Source organism: Acinetobacter sp. YH01024 (assembly GCF_013420195.1).
GTDB lineage: Bacteria > Pseudomonadota > Gammaproteobacteria > Pseudomonadales > Moraxellaceae > Acinetobacter > Acinetobacter amyesii.
This window is the reverse complement of the sequence record NZ_VOYQ01000021.1, coordinates 1-26,142: the sequence shown is the minus strand read 5'-3', so window position 1 is coordinate 26,142 and position 26,142 is coordinate 1. Positions and strand designations below refer to the sequence as shown.

Sequence of the window (26,142 nt, the reverse complement as noted above, 5' to 3'; positions counted from 1 at the left end):
TTTATAAATGAAAATTAGCGAAAATTGGTTGCGTACATGGGTTAACCCAGCCATTGATAGCGATACACTTTCTGACCAACTGACCATGTTAGGTTTAGAAGTTGATGATTTATCTCCTGCTGCAAAACCATTTACTGGTGTAGTAGTCGGTGAAGTTTTAACAGTGGTTCAACATCCCGATGCTGACCGTTTACGTGTCACTACTGTAAACATCGGTTCAGGCGAGCCGTTACAAATCGTTTGTGGTGCTCCAAACGTACGTGTAGGCATGAAAGCTCCTGTAGCAACCATTGGTGCAGTACTTCCGGGCGATTTCAAAATTAAAAAAGGCAAGCTTCGTGGTGTTGAATCACAAGGCATGCTGTGCGGTGCGTCTGAAATTGATCTTGAAGATAAAATCGACGGTCTATTAGAGCTTCCTGCCGATGCACCTGTTGGTGTAAATGTGCGTGAATATTTAGATCTTGATGACAATGTGATTGATATCAGCATCACGCCAAACCGTGGTGACTGCTTCAGTATTCGTGGTATTGCACGTGAAATTGGTGTGATTAACCAACTCCCTGTGACTGCACCATTGATTACAGAAGTTGCTGCAACAATTACTGATGAGAAGAAAGTTGTTGTTGAAACTGATGGTTGCCCACGCTATTTAGGTCGAGTGATCAAAAACGTGAATACCAAAGCACCAACTCCTGAGTGGATGGAACGTGCATTGGCTCGTGCGGGCATTCGTCAGCACAGCATTTTGGTCGATATTACCAACTACGTTTTAATGGAATTGGGTCAACCATTACATGCATTCGATGGCGGTAAAGTTGAAGGTTCTGTTCGTGTACGTCAAGCAACAGCAGCAGAAAAATTAACGTTGTTGAATGAACAAGAAGTTGAATTATCTGAAAACGTGATGGTGATTGCAGATGATCAAAAAGCCTTGGCGATTGCAGGGATCATGGGTGGCCTAAGTTCAGCCGTTTCTGATGATACCACTGAAATTTTCCTTGAGTCGGCGTTCTTTGATCAACTCTATATCGCAGGTCGTGCACGTAGTTTTGGTTTGCATACTGATGCATCTCAGCGTTATGAACGCGGTGTAGACTTTGAATTGCCGATGACGGCAATGCACCGTGCTTCTCAGCTTATTGTTGATTTAGCTGGTGGTGAGTTTGGTCCAATTACTGTTGCTGAAAAAGTAGAGCTATTACCAAAACGTGAAGCCATTGAACTGAACCAAGCACAAGTCGATCAACTGCTTGGTTATAAAGTTGAATCTGCATTTATTACCGATGCTTTAACGCGTTTGGGTTGCAATGTCACTGTGAAAGCAGAAGGTGAGTGGACAGTTGTACCGCCATCACACCGCTTTGATATGGCGATTTACCAAGACTTGATTGAAGAAGTAGCACGTATTCACGGTTATGACAATATTCAAATCAGCTTGCCGGTGATTGATGTCAAACTGGCGAAATACCAAGACCAATTTGAATTGGTTCAGTTACGTCAAACTGCAGTGGCTTTGGGTTATCAAGAAGCGATTAGCTTTAGCTTTGCAGATGCGAAACTAGAGAAACAATTGAATCCACGGGTTCAACCACTAGCGCTTGCAAACCCGATTTCTAGCGATCTTGCAGTGATGCGTTCAACCTTATTATCAAGTTTGATCCCATGTGTGCAATACAACGTGAACCGTCAGCAAAACCGTGTGCGTTTCTATGAGCTTGGTCTACGTTTTGATTATCAAGGTGCGAACAGCATTCATGATCTTAAACAGATCCCAACCTTTGCACTGGTTGCAACAGGTTCGCGTACGACTGAATCTTGGCATGGTAAAGCACAGCCAATGGATTTCTTTGACTTTAAAGGCGATGTAGAGGAGATTTTAAATTCTGCACGTTTAAATGTTGAATATGTACGTTCAGAGCGTACGTGGTTGCATCCAGGTCAATCTGCTGAAATCTTAGTCAATGGTCAATCAATTGGTTACTTCGGTCGTTTACACCCATCTTTAGAAGATGAGTTGGATTTGGCAACAACTTGGGTCGCTGAGTTGGATCAATCGGCTGTTTTGCAAACTTATGTATCTAATTTTACAGAATTATCACGTTTTCCGTCGGTTCGACGTGATATTGCGCTTTTAATTAGTGATAAGATTAATGTTAGTGAAATTCAGCAACTTATCGAAAAAACCGGCGGTGAGCTTTTAGACGCAGTTTGGTTATTCGATGTGTACACTGGTCAAGGTGTCGAAGAAGGCAAGCGCTCATTGGCATTTGCAATTCAATGGCAACATCCAACACGTACATTAGAAGATGCTGAAATCAAAACCGGTATGGATAACATACTTCAGGTGTTGGAAAACACTTACCAGGCGACATTGAGGGCTTCATGACAGCATTAACAAAAGCAGAAATGGCTGATCATTTAAGTGAGCTCACGAGTTTAAACCGTCGTGAAGCAAAACAAATGGTCGAGTTATTCTTCGATGAGATTAGCCAAGCGCTAATCTCTGGGGAACAAGTTAAACTCTCTGGTTTCGGTAACTTCGAGTTGCGTGATAAACGTCAACGCCCAGGCCGTAACCCGAAAACGGGTGAAGAAATTCCGATTTCTGCCCGTCGTGTAGTGACCTTCCGTGCGGGACAAAAATTCCGTCAACGTGTTGGAAATGAGCAGATCGATTGATCTGCTTTTTTTTGCCTTTGATTTAGGAGGCGCAGTGTTCATCATCTATCGCACAAGTCATGTTGAAGAATATTCGATTTAAGGTGAGACGATATAGTTGAGTTGAGTTGAGTTGAGTTGTCGTAAAGATTGATTGTGGCTTTCTTTGAGCTAAATCTTCAGTTTTTATTTTTCAATAAGCATGGGTTTAGTATTTTGAATATTAGCTATTTTTTATGAACTAAGGTTTAAAGTTTGAGGCAATAAAAAAGAGAGCCAAAGGGCTCTCTTTTTGTGCTGAATAATCGGTTAGATTATTGAGCAGCAGCTTCAGAAGCAGCAGTAGTAGCTTCAGAAGCAGCAGCAGTAGCTTCAGAAGCAGCAGCAGTAGCTTCAGATGCAGCAGCAGTAGCTTCAACAGCAGCAGCGTCAGACGCAGCAACTACTTCAGAAGCAGCAGCTTCAGATGCAGCAGCAGGAGCAGCTTCTTCAGTTTTTTTAGCACAACCAACGAAAGCTAAAGTAGTAGCAACTGCAGCAGCAATAGCGATTTTTTTGAATAACATGGCATCACTCTCTAAAATATGAGATTAAAAAATAACCTGCGTTAGTCTGTTGTGTGCTTTTATTATGCCTAATTTGAATAGGTATTAAAAATGCATAGAGCAGTCTAACTGGTCTGCGTGTATGCTATCACTGAGTATTTTGAAATGCTACTAGTGACTTTGAAAAAACAGTTAAAAATAGGTGAAAAACGGCCATTTTTTAACAGAAAATAACAATTAAGAGAAAGTTTTATATTGGCGAAATAGCAAATAAACTACTAAAAAGAATAGGGTTTTTTAAAATATATTTTTTATAATCATAAACTTGAAAATAAGTTTACATGGAAATCCATCAAATGTTTCTTTGTGTAACCAAAGTCAACCAAATAAAAAGGCCATCGTTATAGATGGCCTTTTCAGTCAAACATTCAACTTAGTTGGATGCTTTACGTTTCATTTGATCAAAGAAATCATCATTGGTTTTGGTTTCTTTCATACGATCAAGCAAGAATTCCATCGCTGCAAGTTCGTCTTGTGTATGAAGCAATTTACGTAAAATCCAAACTTTACGGAGGTTATCTTCAGACATTAGGCGCTCTTCACGACGTGTACCTGATTTTTTGATGTTCATCGCAGGGAACACACGTTTTTCAGCAATACGACGGTCTAGGGTAATTTCTTGGTTACCTGTACCTTTGAATTCTTCGTAGATCACTTCATCCATCTTACTGCCAGTTTCAATCAACGCAGTTGAGATAATTGTCAGTGAACCACCTTCTTCAATATTACGTGCTGCACCGAAGAAACGTTTTGGACGTTCTAAAGCATGGGCATCCACACCACCAGTAAGAACTTTACCAGATGAAGGGATTACAGTGTTGTAAGCACGTGCTAAACGAGTAATTGAGTCAAGTAAAATCACTACATCTTTTTTGTGTTCTACAAGACGTTTAGCTTTTTCAATCACCATCTCTGCAACTTGTACGTGACGCGCTGGTGATTCATCGAATGTTGAAGCAACCACTTCACCACGAACAGTACGTTCCATTTCTGTTACTTCTTCAGGACGTTCGTCAATTAGAAGGACAATCAAGAAACATTCAGGATTGTTACGAACAATCGACTGTGCGATGTTTTGTAACAACATGGTTTTACCGGCTTTTGGCGGTGCAACGATAATTGAACGTTGACCTTTACCAATCGGAGCAACCAAGTCAACCACACGCGCAGTTAAGTCTTCTGTTGTACCATTACCTAATTCCATTACCAATTGTTCGGTTGGAAATAAAGGTGTTAAGTTTTCGAAAAGAATCTTATTACGTGAGTTTTCGGGTGTGTCGTAGTTAATTTGATTAACTTTTAATAATGCAAAGTAACGTTCGCCTTCTTTAGGTGGACGAATCGTACCTGTAATAGTGTCACCAGTACGAAGGTTGAAGCGACGGATTTGTGATGGGCTCACATAGATATCGTCAGGGCCGGCTAGGTAAGAACCCGCTGCAGAGCGTAAGAAACCAAAGCCGTCCGACAGAATTTCTAGAACGCCATCACCAAAAATCTCTTCGCCGTTCATTGCGTGGCGCTTTAAGATGGCAAAAATAATATCTTGCTTACGGTTACGAGCCATTCCTTCGAGGCCCATAAACTCGGCAATCTTGATGAGTTCGCCAATCGGTTTTTTCTTGAGTTCGGTTAAGTTCATAGGTGGTCAGATAGAATCTAAAATTCTGAGGTACAGGTTGGAAAAGGGAGCAACAAATGTGCCGCGATCATGCAAGAAACGATAGCAATTGGTTTGCACAAAACAATTCAGAGATCTGATTCGTTATATGAAGAGAGATGTGAAAAACAATTCTGTTGCCGAGCGGCATTTTATGTGTTGTGTTGTAAGAAAATGACAGGATTTGAGATCCTTAATTTCTTGAGTAAACAATATAAGAGAGAACACAGCATTTGTCAATTTATCAACCAAAAAAATACGCTGTGTAAAACAGCGTATTTTCGAGTGTTTTTATCGGAAAAATATTAGATGTTTTCTTCGATGAAAGCTGTCAATTTAGATTTTGGTGCTGCGCCGACTTGGGTTGCTACAACTTCGCCATTTTTAAACATTAATAATGCAGGAATGTTACGGATGTTGTAGTTTACAGCTGTTTGTTCGCAAGAAGTTACGTCTACTTTAACGATTTTAACTTTGCCTTCAAACTCAGTTGAAAGTACTTCAAGTACAGGTGCAATGGCTTTACAAGGAGCACACCAACCTGCCCAAAAATCTACAAGTACAGGAGTATCAGACTCTAGTACATCGGCTTGGAAGTTTTCATCAGTTGTATTTACGATATTGCCAGACATGGATTTTGCTCCGGAATTAATTTTTAAGTTGACTCTATGTTTATAAGTATTACATAGCCAACTATAACAATGTAGGGGGTTATGTAAATTTTCGACCTGAATGGTCAGTTTGTCTAATGGATGATCACGATGCCGATGATCGTGTATGACTATCATTGCTTCAGATAAAAAATCGATAAGTTCCGCCCGAACTACTCATAAATGGCTTTTAAATTGCATGTATGTGAATTAATCTAAGCACAATTCTGAACAGGTTTTTTTGAATAATGTCTGATTTTTTGATTGATGAAGAATTACTTGCTGCTATCGATATGGGATCGAACAGCTTCCACTTGGCTATCGCACGTGTAGACCATGGTGAAGTGAAAAAAGTTGCATCAATGTCAGAAAAAGTACAGCTTGCCGCAGGTCTAGACGAAAATAAAAATTTGACCGAAGCCGCACAGCAACGAGGATTAGCCTGCCTAGCACGTTTTGTAGGGCGTTTAAATCCTGTCCAAGCCAACCGTTTACGTATTGTGGCGACCAATGCCTTGCGCCAAGCAAAAAATGGTCATGAATTTATTCAAAAAGCCGCTGAAATTTTACCGAAACCCATTGAAATCATTGCTGGTCGTGAAGAAGCCCGTCTCATTTATTTGGGAGTTTCACATACCATGGCAAACAGTGGTCGTCGTCTAGTGATTGATATTGGTGGGGGTTCTACAGAGCTGATTATTGGTGAAGAGTTTGAACCGATTCATACTGAATCCGTGCAAATGGGCTGTGTCGCTTTTACCAAAGCGTTTTTTGCTGATGGTGAAATTAACCTGAAAAGTTTTGATAAAGCGGTAAATGCTGCTCGCAAGGAAATTGCAGGTATTGCTAACACTTATAAAGCTGCGGGCTGGGATACTGTTGTCGGTTCAAGCGGTACGATCAAAGCGTGTCGTCAGATTTGTGTCAATATGGGCTGGAGTAACGATCAGGAAGAACTGACACGTGACGGTCTATTTAAACTCAAAGATAAATTGCTTAAATATAAGCATGTCAATGAAATGGAATTTGATGGTCTAAAAGAAGACCGTCGAGCAGTTTTGCCAGCCGGTATTGCCATTTTATATGCCGTCTTTGATGTGCTGAATATCGATAAATTGGTCTATTCGGATGGCGCATTACGTGAAGGCGTGATGTATGACCTCTTGGGTCGTTTCCAACATGAAGATGTTCGAGATCGTTCTGTACATGCGTTGATGGGTCGCTACAACGCAGATGTGAAACAAGCTGAGCGTGTAGTCAATACCGCGCAACAACTGTTTAATGGTGTGGCGACCGCACTGAATTTGACCAGTGATGACAGTGATTTACTGCGTCGTGCGGCATATCTGCATGAAATTGGTTTAGCGATTAGTCATAGTGGTTACCATCGTCATGGTGCCTATTTGTTGCAACATTCGGATATTCCGGGTTTCTCGCAAATTGATCAAAATCATTTGTCGCATTTAGTGGCGCATCATCGTCGTAAGTTACGCAGTGATGCACGTGTCGATGTGATGAAAGTCGGTGGTAACAAACTTGTTTACTTATGTCTATTGCTTCGTTTAGCAGTTTTATTAAATCATAGTCGCAGCGATGAGATGCTTCCTGCCATTGAATTAAGCGTGGACAATGCGCAACAATGGCAACTTAGTGTTTCTGGTGATGCCAAACAGTGGCCTTTGTTGGTTGCAGACTTGCATGATGAGCAGGTGCAATTTAAGCATTGGGATATTGAACTGAATATCCAGTCGGAACAATTTATCAATTAACAGACCAGTTAAGTTAGGGATAATGATCGACCTATGAAAAATAAAGCAGCTCAATCTAAAGCCTGGACTACGGTTCAGATCGCACGTCATCCTGAACGTCCGCAGTTTTTGGATTATGTTGGCGAAATTTTTACAGAGTTCGATGCTTTGCATGGTGACCGCCTATTTGGTGATGACGGCGCGATGATTGGTGGTTTGGCTCGTTTAGATGGTCAGCCTGTGATGATTGTAGGTCAGCACCGTGGTCGTAGTACACGTGAAAAATTACAACATAATTTTGGTATGAGTAACCCCGAAGGTTACCGTAAAGCACAGCGTTTATTGGATATGGCCGAGCGTTTTAATCTGCCAGTCTTTACCTTTATTGATACCATGGGTGCGTACCCAGGTGTGGGTGCAGAAGAACGTGGTCAGGCCGAAGCGATTGCAACCAGCTTAGCTCAGCTTTCTTCACTCAAAGTGCCTGTAGTGGCAACGGTATTGGGTGAAGGTGGTTCGGGTGGTGCGCTCGGTATTGGCGTGGCTGACCGTGTGATTATGCTATCTCACAGTATTTATTCAGTGATTTCACCTGAAGGCTGTGCATCTATTTTGTGGAAAACTGCAGAGAAAGCAGAACAAGCAAGTGAAGCATTGGCATTGACGGCAGATAAATTGCAGAAGATGGGCATTGTGGAATACGTGGTGGACGAAGCGGAAGGCGCACATTTAAACCCTGAAAAAGTCATGCAGGATTTGAAAGTGGTCTTGAAGCAAGCTTTAGAAGAACTGCAACCAATGGATGCAAACGAACGATGCGAAGCGCGTTATCAGCGTTTAATGAAGTTTGGCAGCGACAATTTAGGGCTGACTGCTTAAGTCAAATTCAGGCGCTGCCTGAACAAAGCCGATTTTTAATAGGATGTAGTGGTGGCATGGATTCCATGTTGCTGCTGCATCTTATGTCGTTTTTGTGCCCTGAAAAAATACGGGTGATTTATATTGATCACCAACTACAAGCGTGTAGTCATGCTTGGGGCGAGTTTGTACGCGCTCAGTGTGCAGCGTTAAATCTCCCATTCATTATACAGAAAGTCCAGGTTGCGCAAGGTAACCTTGAAAATCAAGCACGCTCGGCCCGCTATCAAGCCTTTGCCCAACATTTACAAGCAGATGAAATATTGGTACTCGCGCATCATCAGCAAGATCAAGCCGAGACACTGATGTTGCGGCTACTTTCAGGTGCGGGTGTCCATGGCCTTGCTGCGATGAAAAAATTCGATGTACGTGAAGATTTTGCTTTATGGCGTCCGCTATTGGATCTTTCACGTGAGCAAATTTGCCAATGGGCAGCACAACTGCATGTGCAAAATATTCAAGATCTCACTAATTTTGATACCGACTATGACCGCGCGTGGAGTCGTGAAATTCTATGGCCTGTACTCAGTGGTCGATTTCCTAAAATGCAGCAAGCCCTGAGTCGAACCAGTTATTTGATGCAAGATGCTGATGAAATTTTACACGAGGTGTTGCAACAAGATTTGGCAGCCTGTGGTTCATCGCAAACTTTATCTTTAGTGGTTTTACAACAGCTCAGTCTGGCACGTCAGCGTCAGTTGTTATCGCACTGGATGAAAGGTGAGGGGCAATATCGTCCAAGTTTTGAAATGGTACAGCGATTATTTTCAGAAGTGATTGGCTCACGCGAAGACTCGCAAGCGGCATTACACTGGAATGGATTTTATTATCTGCGCTTTCAACAGCAACTTCATCGGATTACCAAAGCGGATTATCTGCCAGCAGAATCCATTCAAGAGGTTGAGGTTATAACTTGTGTTGCAGGTCAGTCTCTCAAGTTGCCTACAGGCCATTTTGTGATTCAATCCTCAGAAGTTGGCTTATCACCTGAATTATTGGGGCAGCAACTGCAGATTCGCCCACGTCTTGGCGGTGAAAAAATTCATTTATATGGTCGTATCGGAAGTTGGCCGTTGAAAAAAGCCATTCAGCAGGCGCAAATTTTTCCATGGCAGCGTCATACTATTCAAATATTAAGCCGAGATAATGTTATGCTAGGCGTCTTTACGCCTCAGGGCTTTTGGTTGGCGCAGTCTGAATTTTGTACTCAAGCTGGCTGGCAACCGACATTATCTCTTAACGCTAAATCTGCAATATCGGATCTTCAATCATGAGCGCAATTCTAAATTGTAATATCAGTTTCATTGGTGGCGGCAACATGGCACAGGCTTTAATTGGTGGCCTAATTGCACGTGGTGTCCCGACTACACGTATTACAGTTTCAGATCCCGTAGAAAAAGTACGTGAGCTTTTGGCTGAAAAAGATTTGCATGTGACCGATGATAATGTTGCAGCAATTCGAGATGCTGATATTGTACTTTTTGCAGTTAAGCCTCAGGTGTTGGCAAAAGTTTTGGCACCATTACAAGGTTTGCTAGAAGGGAAGTTGGTAATTTCAATTGTTGCAGGTGCAGAAATTGCAACGATTTCAAAATTATTAGGCACAGAGCGTATTGTTCGTGTCATGCCAAATACACCGGCTTTAGTTCAAACCGGTGCGCATGGTTTGTATGCAGGTGAAGCGGTTTCGGCTGAAGATCGTGATCTTGCAAGTCAAGTTTTGGCTTCAACTGGTTTAACACTTTGGGTAAACTCTGAAGCGCAGATTGATGCGGTAACAGCAGTTTCTGGCTCAGGTCCTGCATACTTTTTCTATATGATGGAAAGTATGATCCGTGCAGGAAAAAACATGGGCTTGGATGAAAAAGTGGCTACAGCACTCACCTTGCAAACTGCATTAGGTGCCGCACAAATGGCGATTACCAGTGCCAACAGTCCTGCGGAGTTGCGTAAAAATGTAACTTCTCCAAATGGTACCACACAAGCCGCGATTGAAGTATTTGATCGTGCTCAGATTTCACAAAATATTCAGGCCGCTTTAGCTGCAGCGCAAAAGCGTAGCCAAGAGTTGGCACAAGAGTTAAGCGAAAGCACCAAATAATTCGATTTGATTTAGGAAAGTTCAAGTATGGGCTCTGCTCAAATTTTTGGAATCATTATTAACGTTGCAATTTTGCTCGTATTTTTCCGTTTTTTAATGCAGCTTGCTGCCGTGAGTCCATATAACCCTGTGGTTTTGGCAACAGCAAAAGCAACAAAAATTGTCGACATCTTTAGCCGAATTTTCCCAACTTTGGCCAAAGGTCGAGTGAATACCGCAGCATTGGTGTTGGTGGTGATTCTGTATTTGTTAAAAATGTTTGGTTTGATGTATTTGTCAGGCGTGGCGGTGAATAGTCCATTCCATCTGATCATTATGACCTTTGTGACCATGATTCAGGATTTAATCCGTTTCTGTCGTTACTTAATTTTTGCATCGATTATTTTGAGTTGGGTCGTGATGTTTAGCCAGTCACGTTCGCCTTATATTGAAGTGGTTCAAGAGTTGGCAGAACCGCTACTTGCGCCATTCCGTCGTATTCTTCCAAATATGGGGATGATTGACTTGTCACCAATTTTTGCGATTTTGGCATTGTTGGTTGCGGAAACCATTATGAAGCAAGTCGCAATTGCATTATTGACTGGTCTTTAATCTGAGCTAAGACGAGTTAAATTAAAAAGGACGCCGAGGCGTCCTTTTTTGTGGATTTAATATGTGGTGTAAAACAATAAATATCTACGAGGAGATATCTCACCTCCATCCAACCTTCCTCCTAGAGGGAGAAAGGCGTGAATGAACGTGAATGAGTTAGTGTGCTTCGTCCCAGTTATTACCTTGACCCACTTCCACAATCAGTGGAACGGAAATTTTCAACACAGACTGCATTACTTCAGCCAGTTGGGCAGAGAGTTCGTCGGCAATTGCAGCATCGACTTCAAACACCAATTCATCGTGTACTTGCAGTAACATTTTGGCTTGATCTTTCGGTAAGATTTTATCGACGGCGATCATGGCCAATTTAATAATATCCGCCGCAGAACCTTGTAGCGGCGCATTAATCGCTGCACGTTCAGCGCCTTGTTTCACCATTTTGTTGCTCGCCATAATGTCCGGTGTATACAGACGACGACCTAAAATGGTTTCCACAAAACCTTGTTCACGTGCCACTTGGCGAGTACGTTCCATATATTCTAAAACACCAGGGTAGCGTTGGAAGTATTTACCAATATAGTTACGTGACTCTTCGCGAGTGAAACCCAACTGACGAGTCAAACCGAATTCTGACATGCCATAGAGCAGACCGAAGTTCACCGCTTTGGCTTGACGACGTTGGTTGCTGGTCACTTCATCGAGTGGAATACCCAAAACTTCTGCCGCAGTACGTTTATGTACGTCTTGTCCATGATTGAAGGCATCGACCAAGGCATGATCTTGCGAGAAATGTGCCATTAAACGTAATTCGATTTGCGAGTAATCGGCTGCAAGTAATATGCGACCTTCAGGTGCAATAAAGGCTTTACGGATTTGGCGCCCAATATCTTCACGGACAGGAATGTTTTGTAAGTTGGGATCTGTGGATGATAAACGACCTGTAGCTGTTAACGCTTGGTGATAACTGGTATGCACACGATGTGTGTCATTATTCACTTGCTTTAACAGACCATCGGTATAAGTGCTTTTCAGTTTAGAGAGACCACGATATTCCAAAATTAAATCGGTAATCGGATGATCGATTTTCTCTAGAACACTTTCACTGGTACTGTACTGACCTGTAGAGGTCTTCTTACCGCCTTTTAAACCTAATTTATCAAACAGAATCTCGCCGACTTGTTTAGGCGAGCTGACATTGAAGCTTTGACCCGCAAGATCGGTAATTTCGGTTTCTAAATTTTGAATGGTATTGGCAAATTCCACACCAAGTTGGTCGAGGAATTCCATATCTAGCTCAATGCCGTTTTCTTCCATAGAGGTTAGAACACGGGCAACTGGCATCTCAATATTGTGCAAAATATTGATCAGTTCTGGGTGGGCTTGTAACTTTTTATCGAGTACTTCATACAGACGATAGGTCACATGGGCATCTTCTGCGGCATAATGGGCTGCAGTTTCAAGCTCAATTTGGTTAAAGGTCTTTTGTTTTGCACCTTTACCCGCCACTTGTTCGAACGTCGTAGTGAGATGACTTAAATACAAACGTGCGACGTCATCCATCCCATGACGTGTAGCCACAGAGTTAAGGACATAAGAGGCCAACATGGTATCGAAATACCAACCTGCCAAATGAATGCCATGATTTTCTAAGACATGTGCATCATATTTGAGATGATGACCAATTTTTTGTACGTCATAATCTTCAAGTAAAGGTTTGAGTTGATTCAGGATCGTGTCGCGATCAAGTTGTTTCGGCGCACCTTCATAATCATGCGCAAGCGGCACGTAATAGGCATCATGTGCATCTAAAGCCACCGAGAAACCTACAATCTGCGCCACGCGGTAGTCGAGGCTGGTGGTTTCAGTATCAAAGGCAAAACGCTTTTCAGTACTTAGACGTTTAAATAACACATCCCAATCTTCTTGAGTCAATACCGTGTGATAACGTGCTTCACCAAGTAAGTCATCAACACTGGTTTTGTTCGCTTGATCTTCAACTTCAGGTGCATTGGCTACAGTCGCCGTGGTGTTGATGGCTTTGGCTGCTTGTTTGTAGGTTGCGCCATTGGGGTTGTTCGGATGATCTAAAGACTGCAGTTGGTTACGGAATTCTAGTTCCGTATATAAATCACGCAGTGCTGGAATATTTGGGTCGGCAAGTTTCAAATCTTCGTATTTAAGGCCCATGTCGAGGTCACAAACGATGCTCGCCAGTTGATGGTCAAGAGCAATTCCTTCAACATTGTCTTTAATGTTTTGACCGACTTTACCTTTAATGCTGTCGACATTTTCTAAAATGCCGCCAATCGAGCCGTACTCGGTTAAAAGTTTCGCTGCTGTTTTTGCGCCAACACCGGGTACACCACGGATGCCGTCAGAGGCATCGCCCATCAGCGTGAGGTAGTCAATGATTTGATTCGGCCACACCCCAAATTTTTCAAAAACGCCTTGAACGTCCATCGGTTTGTCTTTGAAGCTATCTTCTAAAGTGACACGCTCAGTAACGAGCTGTGCCATGTCTTTGTCACCAGTGGAGATCAAAACTTGATGACCGGCTGCTTCAGCGCGTTTGGCTAAAGTTCCGATAATGTCATCGGCTTCAGCGCCTGGCAACATATGTAGTGGAATCCCTAGAGCACGAATTAACGCATGAAGATATGGAATTTGTTGTGATAATTCTTCAGGCATGCTTGGACGGTCACCCTTATAAATTGGGGACAATTCATGACGGAAGGTTGGTTCAGGTGTATCGAAAATAACGGCCATGTGCGTCGGTTGGATACGACGCATTAATTTTTGGATGGCAGAAATGGCACCTCGGATTGCATTGGTATGCAAACCGGTTGAAGTGGTTAATGGTGGCAGTGCATGGTAAGCACGAAATAAAAAGTATGAGCCATCGACCAAGACAAATGGTGGCATTGATAATTTCCTAATCCTAAAAACGGTTTTATTGTACGTGATTTTTTGCCCGTACGCTGAGTCTAGATTGTATATGTAACTTACCGAATCACTGATGAATAGTTTTAATCCATCCGTCGGGCTCATGTATCATCAAAACATTCAGGAAAATGACGAAGCAGGTATGCTGAAACAGAATAATGAAATCAAGATGATTTGGTTGATGTCGCTGATTATGGTGGGGATCGGGGCATGGTACTTAGACCTCCGTATCCTGAGTTATATCAGCGGCATTGGTTTTATGCTCAGTGTGATGAATTATGTCGATGATTTACAGCACGGCGCTGATGCACTGAGCTCATCAAAACAATCATTTCAAGTGACATCAAAGGTTCCGTTATATATTGCATCGTTATTAACGGTCGTTGGACTGTTAACAGAATTGGGATACTTGGTTGCGATCGGGATTGGCCTGTGGGTCTATTTTTTTCTGCGTTGGCTGAAACGATTAGAACGTCAGCTGCATCTATTGCAAGGACGTGCGCTTCAGTCGCAATCGAAACATGCAGCTACTTCAATATCAGCGTCGACAATAGACCGTCCTGAAAATTTTGATTCTAACGATACACCATCTGTACATCCCGCGACGGCAGTTGGTACAGCTAGACATCAGGCATCATTCAATTCAACGCCTTCTAATACACCATCCAAGTCTGCGCCAAATCTATCTAGTCAAATTCAGCAATGGCTTTTCCAAGGTAATCCCGTGTTAAAAGTGGCGGTACTGGTCTTGGTGATTGGCGTGGTGCTATTACTCAGATTTGCCACAGAGCATTGGCAACTAAGCTTGGCCATGAAACTGCTGATCGTGAGTTTGATCAGTGCTGGTGTTGTCGGACTGGGTTTTTGGCTACAAACCAAAAATCGCAGTTTTGCCTTGGCTCTAGAAGGTCTAGGTCTTGCAGCGCTGTTTTTGACTTTATTTTTTGCCTATTACAATGCCGTGATTCCGGGCTTTGGCATAGCTTGTCTACTGTATGCTGCACTTATGGTATTGACGATTTGGCTCAGTTTGAAACAACAGTCGGTAGAACTGGCAATCATGGCAATGCTGATCGCCTATCTTGCGCCATTTACCTTGCCTGTTCGTGATGCAATAGCAACGGAATTCATCGCCTATTATCTTGTTATTAATATTGCTGTTGCGGTCATGAGTACTTTAAGACCGTGGAAATATCTGAATCAAATCGCATTTTTGATGACGGTAATCATGGGTGGTGGATATGCTTTTTACCACGGATACACCACCGAACGTCAGATGATGAGCGTGCTGGTTTTAGCCCACGCTGCGATTTTTATCTGGCTCGGTTTTCGTTTTAGTCAGTTATTGGCGAAACAAGATCTTGCGCATTTTCAGCTTAAACCTGCCTTGGATATTGCACTGATATTTGCTGCACCAGTGCTTGCTTATCTAGCATTGTATTTGATGTATTTTGAGGAAACGGTATGGCAGGCGGGGTATAGCTTGCTATTCGCAGCGCTTTTTGCCGCACTGTATAGCATCAGTAAACGTAGTGCGGTGATCCCACTGATTGCACAAAGTTATTTGAGTTTGACCTTAATTTTCTTGGCATTGATTCCACCGATAGTATTGAAAGAGCAGTGGAGTGTGGTCGGTTGGGCAGTTGAAGGTGCATTGATATTTATATATGCCTTATACAAGCAGTCCAATATCAGCCGTTATTTAGGCATGGCGCTCTTGGTGATGGCGGGTTGTTCAAGTCTGTATTATTTGGTTCAACTGCCACATTTCCCTGCACAGATGTATTGGGGCGTGTGTTTGAGCTATTTGGCGGCCATTATCGTGACGCATGCTGTTCCTGCATTTCATAAACAGCTTTCAAGTTCGAGTATTGCCTTTCAATGTGTGCAAATGCTCTCAGCAACTACTATGTTCATCATGTTGCTCTTAGATTGGCTGCAGACTAGCCATCAATTGGCCTTGAGTCTATTGATCGTTAGTGTGGCTTATCTGGTGGTGAATGAAGGCTTGTTAAAACGAAAAGCTTCGTGGAGTTGGTCCATCATTAAGTGGACGGGTCTAGTGCCTGTTTATGTGATGGGGCTGTACCAAGTTATTTCAGTGAGTGAGAACGGTCAGTTAATTTGGCATTCAACGATGGAGCAGATTTATTTTGCATTCGCTGGGCTGAGCTTGACGCTGCTTTGGCTACGACCATTACTCGGTGTGCGTGAAGAAAAAGAATGGGTCAGTCTCGGAATTTTGAGTAGCTTGGCGTGGACCAGTCTGACGCTGATACCCAGTATGCCGTATATCAGTGTGGTAATTTTGCCGCTGATATTTTGTGCATGGTGTTATTGGCAAGCGCAGCAACCGGTCTGGAAAATGTTTTGGCAAACGCGTAGCAGTTTGTTTTTGGCTTTAAGTTGGATCATCAGTTCGCAATTATTTAGTCAGCAGGCCTTTGTGGGATATATCTTGCCGATACTGAATCCTTTTGATGTAGTGAGTTTGCTGTTGTTAGCGGCTTTTTTATGGATGTTGAATCAACAGTTAAAAGCTGGTTTAGATCGTAGCTTGGCTGCCGTGTTGAGTGTCCTTGGGCTACTTTGGTTAAGTAGCTATGTCGTGCTTCGTGCCTTACATAGGTATCTGGATACGCCTTATAACAGTTTAGACATTTGGAGCGATGCGACCGTTCAACTGAGTTTTACTGTGCTGTGGGTGTTATTGGCTTTGGTGAGTATGCGCTTTGCCACTCAGCGCCAATTACGTTCAGTTTGGCTACTTGGTGGCAGTATTTTGGTCTTGGTTACTTTGAAATTGGTCTTGCTGGATTTATCTCATGTCGGCACTCTCATGCGAGTGATTTCATTTATGGCCGCAGGTTTTGCCATGCTTTTGATTGCCTATATTGCCCCCATGCCGAATGACAAGATTGAACCATGATGAAGTTCTTAAACGTACTAGATCACTAAGCTGTAGAGGTCGTTGGCTATAAATAGTAGATAATAAAAAAGCCCTGCACATTTGATGATATGCAGGGCTTTTTATATCAATTCTATAAACCATTATTTGAGTTGAGGCTCTCGTTGGATTTCTTGTGTATTGGCATATTGATCGACGTCGGCATCGCTTGCTTGCGTAGAAAGCGGGTGGTCAACAAAACCCATTTTCGGGACAGGGATTTCAATTTTATTTTCGACAAAAGCATTTCGAATCCGTTCCTGCATTTCATCACGGACTTTCAGGAAATTCTCTCTTTGACACCAAATAGCAAAAAGCAGCTCAATGGAAGATTCTCGAAAGGCAGTGACGGTCACGGCAGGTTTAGGATCGGCCAAGACCAATGGATATTTACTGACGGCATCTAATAAAACTTCGCGGACTTTGATGATGTCTTCATGAAAGTTAATCGCAAGGGTAATTGGAATGCGCCGTATTGGAAACTTAGACAGGTTATGTACAGGTGCCCGAATCAGTTGTTCATTCGGCAAACGGACATAGACATTGTCTTGCGTGAGTAATTTGACCGACAACAAATCAATCGAGATCACTTCACCTTCAATGGTATGCCCGCGAATCAGTGTCAATTGAATGGTATCACCAACCTCAAAAGACCCTTCACCGATCAAGAACATCCCGCTGATCAGGTTGGATGCGGACGTTTGCGAGGCAAAACCCAGTGCGACCGTTAAAATACCTGCTGCACCCAAGAAGACGCTGAGTTTAAAGCCGGCTTCTTTTAAACTTGCCATCACAAAGATTAAAAAGATGAAATAGAAAATCCCGCGACGCCAAACCAACTGCTGATGGGCATTGAAACGCATACCTACAGTGCGGATAAAGGTGTTTGAGATAAAACGTGCAATCAGAAAGCCGATGACTGCCAGTAAAACAGCCACCAATAATTCTGTCAGCCGATCGGTATTGAGATTGGCGACCATTCCTTTTAGGCTGCTGGTAATTTCTGTCGAAATATTTAAATCTGCCATGGCTCACCGTTAGAAAAATGAATCAAACATATTGAATAGTACATTGGCTGACTCGCGTGGCGGATGCAGATAAGTCACGTCACCGGCTTGTGGCGGTGTACGGTTTTCAATTTTGACCCGCGGCGGTTTGTCATGACCTTCATGCACGACTCGAATTTGTGAAGTCCATAAACGTCCTGTACTTTCACTATAAAATAATGGCAAAGCTGGTACAGGGACATTCATACGGTCAAAACGAATCTGTTGATTACTCACGTTATGAAACTCAATAGGGGTTACTGCACGAAAAGCACGAGGTTTGAGTTGTTTAAGTTCTGTACGACCATCAACTGCTGTGGCATAGCAAATTTCACCCATTCGATGATTCGGACCAAACCAGGTATCTTTTGGTAGAATAACAGGTATATCAAACAAGGGTTCTCTAAGACCTTCGACAAAACCAGCAATCCAAAGCGGTGTGCTGATATATAACGTTCCGCGCTGTCCGGCTGGAATATAAATCGGATCGACCGGTTTAATCACCACAGACCGATCTGCCAAACGTGGCATGATTTGAATTTTGTCATGTGTCTGGCGGAACATATAACGTTCCATTTTAATGGGTTGTGGAAAACCAAATTCAGGGTCTTGTATCGGATGCCATTGCTGCTCATAGTCAAACTGAAAGGTTGGGCGATGGTATTCCATACGCCACTCTTGCATGCCGCGCGTCACACGGAACAATAAAGACCCAAACTGCCAACTGCGCGGGTGATTCAGTTCAAATTGATATTCCCCCCACCATTTACGTTTTGGGGATTCCTTTTCAGTCAAATCATTTTCTAATGGCAATGCGTATATCCCTTGTCCTGATAAATCCTAAAAACAGACTTCACGCTGTCAGATGCTTAGAGTACACTCAAAACAACTTTTTTCATCATTATAATGCGTGATGCAAGTACTTAAACAATTACAAATACCATATAGTTTTGCCAAACGTCATGGCGTATTGCTTCGATATGAGGGTGATCAAGCTTTTATTGTGCGTCGTGACAGCACGCCACTACTGGCTTTGCAAGAAGCACGTCGCTATTTAGGGCATCCTGCACAATATCAATTATGTAGTGAGCAAGAGTTTAATCAATTACTCAGTGCAAGCTTTGCCGGAGACACCGGTGAGTCTCAACAAGTGGCAGCGGGTCTGGAAGATCATCCTGATTTACTTAGCCTTGCGGACTCTGTGCCAGAAGCTGAAGATTTGATGGATCAGGAAGATGATGCGCCGATTGTACGCTTAATCAATGCTTTATTGTCGGAAGCAATTCGTGTTGGAGCTTCAGATATTCATATCGAATCTTTTGAAAAAAAGCTGTCTGTCCGCTTACGTGTTGATGGTCAATTACGTGAAATTGTCCAGCCTCGTCGTGAACTTGCGCCATTGTTGGTGTCACGGATCAAAGTCATGGCCAAACTCGATATTGCAGAAAAGCGAATTCCACAAGATGGTCGTATTTCACTACGTTTGGCGGGCCGTGAAGTCGATGTGCGTGTATCAACTTTACCGTCTTCGTATGGTGAGCGTGTGGTGATGCGTTTACTCGATAAACAAGCTGGGCGTTTAAACATGACCCATTTGGGCTTGATGCAGCATGACTATGATCGATTGAAACAACTGGTACATCGTCCGCATGGCATTATTTTAGTTACGGGACCAACGGGTTCGGGTAAAACCACAACCTTATATGCGGCATTGTCTGATCTAAATGATGGTTCAAAAAATATATTGACTGCTGAAGATCCAATTGAGTATCAACTTGAAGGGATCGGGCAGACACAGGTCAATACCAAAGTGGATATGACCTTTGCTCGTGCATTAAAAGCCATGCTTCGACAAGACCCAGATGTGGTGATGGTCGGGGAGATTCGTGATTTAGAAACTGCTGAAATTGCAGTACAAGCGTCATTAACAGGCCATTTGGTACTTTCAACGCTGCATACCAATACAGCGATTGGTGCAGTGACCCGTCTTAAAGACATGGGGATTGAACCCTTTCTACTTTCAAGCTCATTGATCGGTGTGGTGGCACAGCGTTTGGTTCGAACCTTGTGCCGTCACTGTGCGACTTGGCATGATGCCGATGATTTTGAAAAAGACTTATTTAAGCATTTAGATGCATCGGCTGAGTTAAAATTGCCACAACCTAAAGGCTGTGAACAATGCTCGCATACTGGATTTACAGGGCGTACCGCAATTTATGAAATCGTCCCGATTGATGAGCAAACACGTCGCCTCATTCATGGTAATGCTGCTGAGTTTGAGTTAGAAAATCATGTACGTGCAAATGCGGGTTCAATACGTGATGATGGATTGCGTAAAGTTTTGGCAGGTAAAACCACCATTGAAGAAGTGCTCAGAGTGACGAATGAAGCGGCTGAATAGTCAGTGTAAAATATAAATAAAGCCCCGAAGCCTGTGCATGGACTCGGGGCTTTGCTTTAGTTAATCTTTTCAAAATGAATAACAGCATCGTATGCTTTATCTGTCAGAGTGAGGTGAGTTGCATCACTGAGTTTCATTTCAATGCTATTGCTCTCTTTATATTTCAAAACATCATGGCTCACTTCGGCCATACCTGATGTAGTACTAGAAGTGCGCTCAGTATTATTTTTATCGAGCCAAAATTCGTCTTTAATTTGGTAGTCATCGCCTTGTTTGCTAATGGAAAGTTTGCGTAGGCTCTCCGTGTCAGGTGTTTGTTTCCATTCTCCTGAAAAATCAGGCGCAGGTGTTTGGCTACATGCGGCTAAGGCCAAGCTTAGAAAAAGCATCGAAAAGTATGTTTTCATTGTAAAGTCCTGAAAATGATTTTAATTTTTTTATGGATGTATAGTTAATTATAGTTTGAATATTAAACATTTTTTTAATTTTATTCATTATTCTTTCTATCGAATATCTCATGATTTTTTATTTCTAATTTGACTAAAAACAGCCCAAAAATATGGGCTGTACAGTCTTTCACTTACCACAAACTGACAATTTTCTTCATTAATTCAGCACGAATGGGCGCGGTTGGGTTACCTGCATTGCGCTGCGTTTCATTTTCATAAAACTTTTGCCAAGTTTGAACTATCTCTAAAGTGACATCTTGAGTTTTAAGCTTTTCAACGTCGGCTTTGGTGATATTGGCTAAGCGCGCTGCAGCACCTTCTGGGCCTGTACCCCAACCAATGATGCCTTGACCATAGGCAGGTAAAGACATGTTGTTCGGTGTTGGCGGTAGCGCAAGACGTTGAATATCTGGATTGACCAAGGATTTAATTTGAGGACGGACTTTTTCAGACAGGGTTAATTCGGCAAAACTTAGTGTGGATGCGCTGATTAGCAATGTACCGATAAGGAGAGATTTAAGCATCATAGATCAACAAATGAATGTAAATAAGAATCGTTATATATTTTAGCAAGGTTTTGGCGGCTGAATAAGAATATTTAAATGTATTGGAAATGGATAAGATTTTATTTTGAGCTCAACTGTAGATTTGTAGAAGTCAAAAAGTTCAAAGCACTATTTTATAAGAAATTAAAACAGTGCTTTGTATAGATAGCTGAAAATGGATTTAAGTCAAAACATTTAAAGTGACATTAATATTGTTTCGGGTAGCATTTGAATAGGGGCACACAATATGCGCGGCATCGACTAATTTTTGTGCCTCACTTGCATCCATACCCTCAAGATGAATATTAAGCGTCACTTCGATACCAAATCCTGTTGGAATAGGGCCGATACCAACATCACCCTCGACGTAGGCAGCAGGGGTAATCGAAATTTTATCTCGGTTAGACACAAATTTCATTGCACCTAAAAAACAGGCTGAATAACCAGCGGCGAAGAGTTGTTCAGGATTCGTACCATTACCTGTACCCCCCCATAATTTTCGGCACCGCCAATTGAACATCTAAATGACCATCGGACGTCGTTGCACGACCACCAGTGGCTTTTGCATGGGCTGTATAAACTGCTTTTTCTAAAGTCATTTTTCTAATCCCTCAGATGATGGTTCAAAATCATATCGTGGGGGATTTTGTTTAAATAATATTCAGTTTTTTTGTAATTTTATACAGAGTGAAAATCAATATTGAACCAAAACACGGTGCTGCATCAGTGGCATTGATGCACGAATCTGCTGCTGTTCGTCTAAGTCAAAAGGAAATGTGAGTAGTTGAGCGCCTTCTTCTGCGGTGATTGCTAAAATTTGACCACGGCTGTTGCTTGCTCCAGCATGACCCCAAGTTTGACGCTTTTCACCATGCCAGCCTTGTTGTGCGGCACCTAATACAGCACATTGACTATCCATGGCACGAGCTTGCAGTAACAACTGCCAGTGCATTTCACCCGTGGTATAAGTAAAAGCTGCAGGCGCCGTTAAAATGTTTGCACCTTGGCTACGAAGTTTCAAAGCCAGTTCAGGAAAGCGCAAGTCGTAGCACACCATCAGGCCAATATTGCCAAAAGGTGTTGTTGCAACTACGGTTTCAGTACCAGGTTCAAAAAATTTTGATTCTTGATAGCCACCGACAGCGTCACCAACTTGCACATCAAATAAATGAATTTTGTCATAACGTGCTTCGGTATGTTCAGGGCTGATACACAGGCTAACAGTACGGACACGGCCATCTTGAATGATTGAACCATCTGGACGATAAGGGCATGGGAGTGTGCCCGCAACAATCCAAAGTTGATAACGATGTGCGAGTTGTTCTAGTCGCTGCTGAATACTTTCAAATTGCGCCGCGGTTTCGCGTTGTTTACCTGCGGCAAAACAGACAAAATTTTCGGGAAATACAATGAGACTCGCACCTTGAGCCTGACTTTGTTGCATCAATGACTCGATCACTTTGAAGTTATCTTCAATGTCATTTTGAGAATTCATTTGTGCAACGGAAAGTAAAGTCATGCGAAGAGAGTCTCTGCTGTGATTAACCTAAATTAGACATTTTGCTGCTTGGGTTGCTCTAGATTGTCCTGCTCTTTTTGCAGTTGTTTGACCAAAGGCTCAAACATATTTTGGTTGCTATCATTTAGTTTCATCAGCGTTTTGTGTGCATCTAAAACCGTATTCAGCATATTGCTATGGGTAATGTGTTCTTCCATAAGTGCGCGAGTGCATACACTTGGATCACCACAATAATTCAAAATAACAAACACCTGACCTAAACCCATGCTATTGGCAAGCGTTGTGATATCAGAGTTTGTAGACAACATTACCGCTTGGATTTGGTGAACTTGTTTGAGCTTCAAACCCAGTTTCGCCAAAATGCCAAGAACAGTACTATCGATAAATGTCGTTTGGGTTAAATCAACGATTGCACCGACGACATTTTGTTGCTGTTCAATTTTGTTTAATAACTTGTCTAGACTAATACAAGATTGGGCACGCACTTCGCCAATAAGCTTAAAAATATGCGTTCCGTTCAAGCTTGCATATTCAACATGACCTGTTGACATATAAATGCCATTTGCAGAGAAGGATAGTAAATTATCCCATAGGGGCACAGCTTACTCAAGTAGCCGAGTATGATCAGAAAGTCGTATTCGGTTTAAGTGATTGATTTCGTGATTAATTGATTCGACGTAAACTTAGGATGGCAATATCATCAGCAACATGGTCTGGTGCTTGAAATGATTGATTTTGCAAGTGATAAACCAATTGACCTAGCTGTTCATTCAATCCACCGTCAAAAGGTTCAAGTGCGCCATCCGAGCAAATTACAAAGCGAGAATAACGATTTAAGGTAAATTCAAACTCTTCAACTTCTAGATCTTCAGTTAAGCCGAGTGGGAAGCTGCTGGTATTTAAAATTCGCGCAGGAAGACCGGGTTCAAATAAAATGGCCGGCGGATAATGCCCTGCACTAGACCATTTCAAGACATGCGTATCGAGATTGAGTATCCCAGCAATCATGGTAATGTGCTTTTCAATATTTTCTTGAACCAGCATGCCATTGAGCTTTTTGATGAGTTCTCTCGGGGTTTTTGAACGACCGTGGAAAGCAGCCATCCATGAGGTCAGTAAACTACTCGTTACCCCATGACCAGACACATCTGCGAGATAAAACATAATTTCTTTATCGCTGATTTTCCAGTAATCGTACCAATCACCCGATAAATAAGCAGAAGGTTGGAAGAATGTTTCAACTTTATAATTGTGGAGTTCGATTGGATTTGGCAGTAAGCGTTTTTGCAAATCTGCAGCAGAAGGGAGGTCGCGGCTGTCTTGATTGCGTTTGTATTGCGCATCAATTTTAGTGAGTGCTGCTTGGAGGTTAGTTGGAATATGATCCCACACCCATCCTGCTAAAGCACCTTGTTGCCACGCTTGAGCCAATGCAGCGCCCTCATGCTCAAAAGCGAGCACAATGGTAGGAAGTGTCCATTGGTGATTTAAAAAGTCGGCAACATCAGCAATTGCAATGATCGTTGGATCATACAAGTCTAGATCTTCAATGTTAATCATTTGTACGCTAGGAAGCGCATCAAGTACCTGATCTAAATATGGAATATCACGAGTAGGTTGAATGAAATACATAAAGAATTAGATGAATCCTTCGATAGACAATAAGTGTACTATAGCAAGCTAATGATGGCTGGAGGGAAAAACCACACCAGCCAATTGAAAAATTTTATTTATTCAGTTGTTACCGTGTCGGTATCATCTGAACTGCTATCATCAATGAAATCGGTAGAATCATCAGATGAAACATCTGTTGAATTATCTTCAGATTCATCAATATCGTCATCTTCTTCATCAATAAATAAGTTTTCTTCAGCAATACCTTTTTTCTCGGCAATAGAATAGTTCAGGCGTTGCAAATAGATATCACGAATTTGAGCGTATTTATCGCCTTGCAATACACCTTCGATATCCAGTAATTGAGCGCGAGTATCAATTCCACGTAAAGTTTGCTCAGACCAGTAAGCTACATCATGACCATCAAGCATATATTTCTGTGGACGTCCTTGACTATCTACAGCTAGACCAACGGTTTGGCGCAATGTGCTTGGGCCAAGCACTGGTAGAACAATATAAGGACCAGAAGGAATACCGTAATATCCTAAAGTTGCACCAAAATTTTCATCTTCGGTTTCTAGGCCTAGGCGACTCGCAGGGTCAGCAAAGCCTAAAGTTGTCAGTGTATTAACAGTAAAGCGACCTAGACTTTTTGCGGCACGTGTCGGTCGTCCTTGGATGAGTTGGTTAAACGCATTCCAAGGTTCGCCTAAATTTTTACGGAATAAACGATAAGATTCACGAATATCCTTTGGAGTTTTTGCGACATATTGCACAGCAGCAGGGCGGGCAATATGGACATCTAAATAATCATTAAATGCGTAAACTTTCCGGTTGATCGGTTGGAAAGGGTCTTTATCTTCTTCTGATTGTGCTGCATTCGCATTAACAGATAATTTTTTTGCAACTTCAGATGACTTGACCATCGCAGCATGCGCAAGTTGTTGTGTTTTTGATTTATTGGCAGCTTCTGAATCTTGAGCAACAGGTGCTGAAGCTTCGTCATTTGCAAATACAGGTGTTGTTACGACAAGTGACAATAATCCTGCATATAAAAAAGAAGTTTGGCGCATATATAGTCCTGACGCTTTTAGCGCGGCAAAATGTTTGCCGTATAATAAGTAAAAACGTTCAAATAATCCTGATTTATTACTATTAAACCAAATTTGATCAAAATATGAATGAAAAAATGTAATTTGAGTGAAAAATGTGCGTTCAAAATAATTATTTTAAAAAAGGTGTTGCAACGGTGCTGAAATACTGTAGAATGCACATCCATCGGCGGTGATGAAGATTAAAACTTCTGATAAAACAATGACTTGGTTGAATTGATTAAGTTGGGTTTTATTTGATAAGTTTAAAAATAATTTGAATTGCTGGTTGACTCTTTAGAAATAAAGAGTAATATAGCTGACCTAGCTTGCTGGTGACGAACCAACAAGAAGATCATTAAGAGATTATGAAGAACAACTTGTGTGGATTTTTACTGATTGATTGATCGAAATATTATCATTGATTGATTGGTTTAAATTACTCGAAGTTTATTTGAGCGAAATTTAAGTCAGAAAATTGATGAGCCAGATTTGGAAGTTTAGATTAAAACTTCAAAATGATTTTAACTGAAGAGTTTGATCATGGCTCAGATTGAACGCTGGCGGCAGGCTTAACACATGCAAGTCGAGCGGGAATAGGTAGCTTGCTACCGATTTCTAGCGGCGGACGGGTGAGTAATGCTTAGGAATCT

Annotated in this window: 21 protein-coding genes, 1 rRNA gene and 1 pseudogene; 10 read left to right on the top strand and 13 right to left on the bottom strand. The window is 42.1% G+C overall.

Features of this window, described 5'->3' with window-relative positions:
• The first annotated feature begins 7 nt into the window (after positions 1-7).
• Both pheT and FTT88_RS10205 read left to right on the top strand, forming a co-directional pair.
• A complete protein-coding gene (gene pheT, locus FTT88_RS10210) occupies positions 8-2,389 on the top strand; it encodes a phenylalanine--tRNA ligase subunit beta (RefSeq protein WP_180005037.1) in 2,382 nt (793 codons plus the stop codon).
• Positions 2,386-2,682 carry an integration host factor subunit alpha gene (locus FTT88_RS10205; protein ID WP_004649746.1) on the top strand — a complete coding sequence of 99 codons (297 nt, stop codon included), beginning with the start codon at positions 2,386-2,388 and terminating at the stop codon, positions 2,680-2,682. Before pheT ends, FTT88_RS10205 begins: the two co-directional genes overlap by 4 nt.
• A gap of 293 nt (positions 2,683-2,975) precedes the next feature.
• Here the strand turns inward: FTT88_RS10205 and FTT88_RS10200 are convergent, their stop codons facing one another.
• The 3 genes from FTT88_RS10200 to trxA all read right to left on the bottom strand — a co-directional run bounded on the left by FTT88_RS10200 (position 2,976) and on the right by trxA (position 5,558).
• On the bottom strand, positions 2,976-3,227 hold the full coding sequence (locus FTT88_RS10200) for a hypothetical protein (RefSeq protein ID WP_180005038.1): 252 nt from the start codon (positions 3,225-3,227) through the stop codon (positions 2,976-2,978).
• 412 nt (positions 3,228-3,639) lie between these two features.
• Positions 3,640-4,908: a transcription termination factor Rho gene (gene rho, locus FTT88_RS10195; RefSeq protein WP_067731074.1), complete on the bottom strand. Its 1,269-nt coding sequence runs from the start codon at positions 4,906-4,908 to the stop codon at positions 3,640-3,642.
• Between the two features lie 323 nt (positions 4,909-5,231).
• The gene (gene trxA / locus FTT88_RS10190; RefSeq protein WP_078192629.1) at positions 5,232-5,558 is read right to left on the bottom strand and encodes a thioredoxin; all 327 of its coding nucleotides are present in this window, start codon (positions 5,556-5,558) and stop codon (positions 5,232-5,234) included.
• Between the two features lie 266 nt (positions 5,559-5,824).
• Here trxA and ppx point away from each other — a divergent pair, with 266 nt between their 5' ends.
• From ppx to FTT88_RS10165, 5 genes are read left to right on the top strand one after another with little or no spacing between them, the layout of a single operon-like run.
• The gene (gene ppx, locus FTT88_RS10185) at positions 5,825-7,345 is read left to right on the top strand and encodes an exopolyphosphatase (protein WP_078189571.1); all 1,521 of its coding nucleotides are present in this window, start codon (positions 5,825-5,827) and stop codon (positions 7,343-7,345) included.
• Between the two features lie 33 nt (positions 7,346-7,378).
• Positions 7,379-8,203, top strand: a complete 825-nt coding sequence (locus FTT88_RS10180) for an acetyl-CoA carboxylase carboxyltransferase subunit alpha (protein WP_078189570.1) — start codon at positions 7,379-7,381, stop codon at positions 8,201-8,203.
• On the top strand, positions 8,140-9,516 hold the full coding sequence (gene tilS / locus FTT88_RS10175; protein WP_180005039.1) for a tRNA lysidine(34) synthetase TilS: 1,377 nt from the start codon (positions 8,140-8,142) through the stop codon (positions 9,514-9,516). The genes FTT88_RS10180 and tilS overlap by 64 nt, the downstream gene beginning before the upstream one ends.
• Positions 9,513-10,343 carry a pyrroline-5-carboxylate reductase gene (gene proC / locus FTT88_RS10170; protein ID WP_168378486.1) on the top strand — a complete coding sequence of 277 codons (831 nt, stop codon included), beginning with the start codon at positions 9,513-9,515 and terminating at the stop codon, positions 10,341-10,343. The genes tilS and proC overlap by 4 nt, the downstream gene beginning before the upstream one ends.
• A gap of 27 nt (positions 10,344-10,370) precedes the next feature.
• Positions 10,371-10,934, top strand: coding sequence for a YggT family protein (locus FTT88_RS10165; protein ID WP_078189567.1), 564 nt, complete (start codon positions 10,371-10,373; stop codon positions 10,932-10,934).
• Between the two features lie 156 nt (positions 10,935-11,090).
• Here the strand turns inward: FTT88_RS10165 and polA are convergent, their stop codons facing one another.
• Positions 11,091-13,856, bottom strand: coding sequence for a DNA polymerase I (gene polA, locus FTT88_RS10160; protein WP_180005041.1), 2,766 nt, complete (start codon positions 13,854-13,856; stop codon positions 11,091-11,093).
• 163 nt (positions 13,857-14,019) lie between these two features.
• Between polA and FTT88_RS10155 the strand changes: the two genes are divergently transcribed.
• Positions 14,020-16,806 (top strand): DUF2339 domain-containing protein, encoded by a 2,787-nt coding sequence (locus FTT88_RS10155; RefSeq protein WP_180005049.1) that lies wholly within the window; start codon positions 14,020-14,022, stop codon positions 16,804-16,806.
• A 122-nt stretch (positions 16,807-16,928) separates the two neighbouring features.
• Here the strand turns inward: FTT88_RS10155 and FTT88_RS10150 are convergent, their stop codons facing one another.
• Positions 16,929-17,852 carry a mechanosensitive ion channel family protein gene (locus FTT88_RS10150; protein WP_180005042.1) on the bottom strand — a complete coding sequence of 308 codons (924 nt, stop codon included), beginning with the start codon at positions 17,850-17,852 and terminating at the stop codon, positions 16,929-16,931.
• A gap of 9 nt (positions 17,853-17,861) precedes the next feature.
• The gene (locus FTT88_RS10145) at positions 17,862-18,683 is read right to left on the bottom strand and encodes a hypothetical protein (RefSeq protein ID WP_180005043.1); all 822 of its coding nucleotides are present in this window, start codon (positions 18,681-18,683) and stop codon (positions 17,862-17,864) included.
• Between the two features lie 100 nt (positions 18,684-18,783).
• Between FTT88_RS10145 and gspE the strand changes: the two genes are divergently transcribed.
• Positions 18,784-20,271 (top strand): type II secretion system ATPase GspE, encoded by a 1,488-nt coding sequence (gene gspE, locus FTT88_RS10140; protein ID WP_111884711.1) that lies wholly within the window; start codon positions 18,784-18,786, stop codon positions 20,269-20,271.
• 56 nt (positions 20,272-20,327) lie between these two features.
• On the opposite strand, the gene FTT88_RS10135 is transcribed toward gspE, so the two are convergent.
• The 7 genes and pseudogenes from FTT88_RS10135 to FTT88_RS10105 all read right to left on the bottom strand — a co-directional run bounded on the left by FTT88_RS10135 (position 20,328) and on the right by FTT88_RS10105 (position 25,471).
• Complete coding sequence (locus FTT88_RS10135) at positions 20,328-20,678, bottom strand: hypothetical protein (RefSeq protein WP_111884710.1); 351 nt, start codon at positions 20,676-20,678, stop codon at positions 20,328-20,330.
• A gap of 173 nt (positions 20,679-20,851) precedes the next feature.
• Complete coding sequence (locus FTT88_RS10130; protein ID WP_180005050.1) at positions 20,852-21,244, bottom strand: DUF4951 domain-containing protein; 393 nt, start codon at positions 21,242-21,244, stop codon at positions 20,852-20,854.
• A gap of 202 nt (positions 21,245-21,446) precedes the next feature.
• Positions 21,447-21,864: pseudogene (locus FTT88_RS10125) on the bottom strand (organic hydroperoxide resistance protein).
• Between the two features lie 95 nt (positions 21,865-21,959).
• Complete coding sequence (locus FTT88_RS10120; RefSeq protein ID WP_180005044.1) at positions 21,960-22,784, bottom strand: carbon-nitrogen hydrolase family protein; 825 nt, start codon at positions 22,782-22,784, stop codon at positions 21,960-21,962.
• 32 nt (positions 22,785-22,816) lie between these two features.
• A complete protein-coding gene (gigB, locus tag FTT88_RS10115; RefSeq protein WP_180005045.1) occupies positions 22,817-23,335 on the bottom strand; it encodes an anti-anti-sigma factor GigB in 519 nt (172 codons plus the stop codon).
• A gap of 112 nt (positions 23,336-23,447) precedes the next feature.
• Complete coding sequence (gene gigA, locus FTT88_RS10110) at positions 23,448-24,416, bottom strand: RsbU family protein phosphatase GigA (RefSeq protein ID WP_180005046.1); 969 nt, start codon at positions 24,414-24,416, stop codon at positions 23,448-23,450.
• 98 nt (positions 24,417-24,514) lie between these two features.
• Positions 24,515-25,471, bottom strand: coding sequence for a VacJ family lipoprotein (locus FTT88_RS10105; protein WP_078189556.1), 957 nt, complete (start codon positions 25,469-25,471; stop codon positions 24,515-24,517).
• A 543-nt stretch (positions 25,472-26,014) separates the two neighbouring features.
• Between FTT88_RS10105 and FTT88_RS10100 the strand changes: the two genes are divergently transcribed.
• Positions 26,015-26,142: ribosomal RNA gene (locus FTT88_RS10100) — 16S ribosomal RNA — on the top strand; the annotation flags it as partial.

Coding starts and splice junctions, on each gene's coding strand:
- pheT (WP_180005037.1), top strand. CDS start 8: ATGAAAATTAGCGAAAATTGGTTGCGTACATGGGTTAACCCAGCCATT.
- FTT88_RS10205 (WP_004649746.1), top strand. CDS start 2,386: ATGACAGCATTAACAAAAGCAGAAATGGCTGATCATTTAAGTGAGCTC.
- FTT88_RS10200 (WP_180005038.1), bottom strand. CDS start 3,227: ATGTTATTCAAAAAAATCGCTATTGCTGCTGCAGTTGCTACTACTTTA.
- rho (WP_067731074.1), bottom strand. CDS start 4,908: ATGAACTTAACCGAACTCAAGAAAAAACCGATTGGCGAACTCATCAAG.
- trxA (WP_078192629.1), bottom strand. CDS start 5,558: ATGTCTGGCAATATCGTAAATACAACTGATGAAAACTTCCAAGCCGAT.
- ppx (WP_078189571.1), top strand. CDS start 5,825: ATGTCTGATTTTTTGATTGATGAAGAATTACTTGCTGCTATCGATATG.
- FTT88_RS10180 (WP_078189570.1), top strand. CDS start 7,379: ATGAAAAATAAAGCAGCTCAATCTAAAGCCTGGACTACGGTTCAGATC.
- tilS (WP_180005039.1), top strand. CDS start 8,140: ATGCGAAGCGCGTTATCAGCGTTTAATGAAGTTTGGCAGCGACAATTT.
- proC (WP_168378486.1), top strand. CDS start 9,513: ATGAGCGCAATTCTAAATTGTAATATCAGTTTCATTGGTGGCGGCAAC.
- FTT88_RS10165 (WP_078189567.1), top strand. CDS start 10,371: ATGGGCTCTGCTCAAATTTTTGGAATCATTATTAACGTTGCAATTTTG.
- polA (WP_180005041.1), bottom strand. CDS start 13,856: ATGCCACCATTTGTCTTGGTCGATGGCTCATACTTTTTATTTCGTGCT.
- FTT88_RS10155 (WP_180005049.1), top strand. CDS start 14,020: ATGCTGAAACAGAATAATGAAATCAAGATGATTTGGTTGATGTCGCTG.
- FTT88_RS10150 (WP_180005042.1), bottom strand. CDS start 17,852: ATGGCAGATTTAAATATTTCGACAGAAATTACCAGCAGCCTAAAAGGA.
- gspE (WP_111884711.1), top strand. CDS start 18,784: ATGCAAGTACTTAAACAATTACAAATACCATATAGTTTTGCCAAACGT.
- FTT88_RS10135 (WP_111884710.1), bottom strand. CDS start 20,678: ATGAAAACATACTTTTCGATGCTTTTTCTAAGCTTGGCCTTAGCCGCA.
- FTT88_RS10130 (WP_180005050.1), bottom strand. CDS start 21,244: ATGCTTAAATCTCTCCTTATCGGTACATTGCTAATCAGCGCATCCACA.
- FTT88_RS10120 (WP_180005044.1), bottom strand. CDS start 22,784: ATGACTTTACTTTCCGTTGCACAAATGAATTCTCAAAATGACATTGAA.
- gigB (WP_180005045.1), bottom strand. CDS start 23,335: ATGTCAACAGGTCATGTTGAATATGCAAGCTTGAACGGAACGCATATT.
- gigA (WP_180005046.1), bottom strand. CDS start 24,416: ATGTATTTCATTCAACCTACTCGTGATATTCCATATTTAGATCAGGTA.
- FTT88_RS10105 (WP_078189556.1), bottom strand. CDS start 25,471: ATGCGCCAAACTTCTTTTTTATATGCAGGATTATTGTCACTTGTCGTA.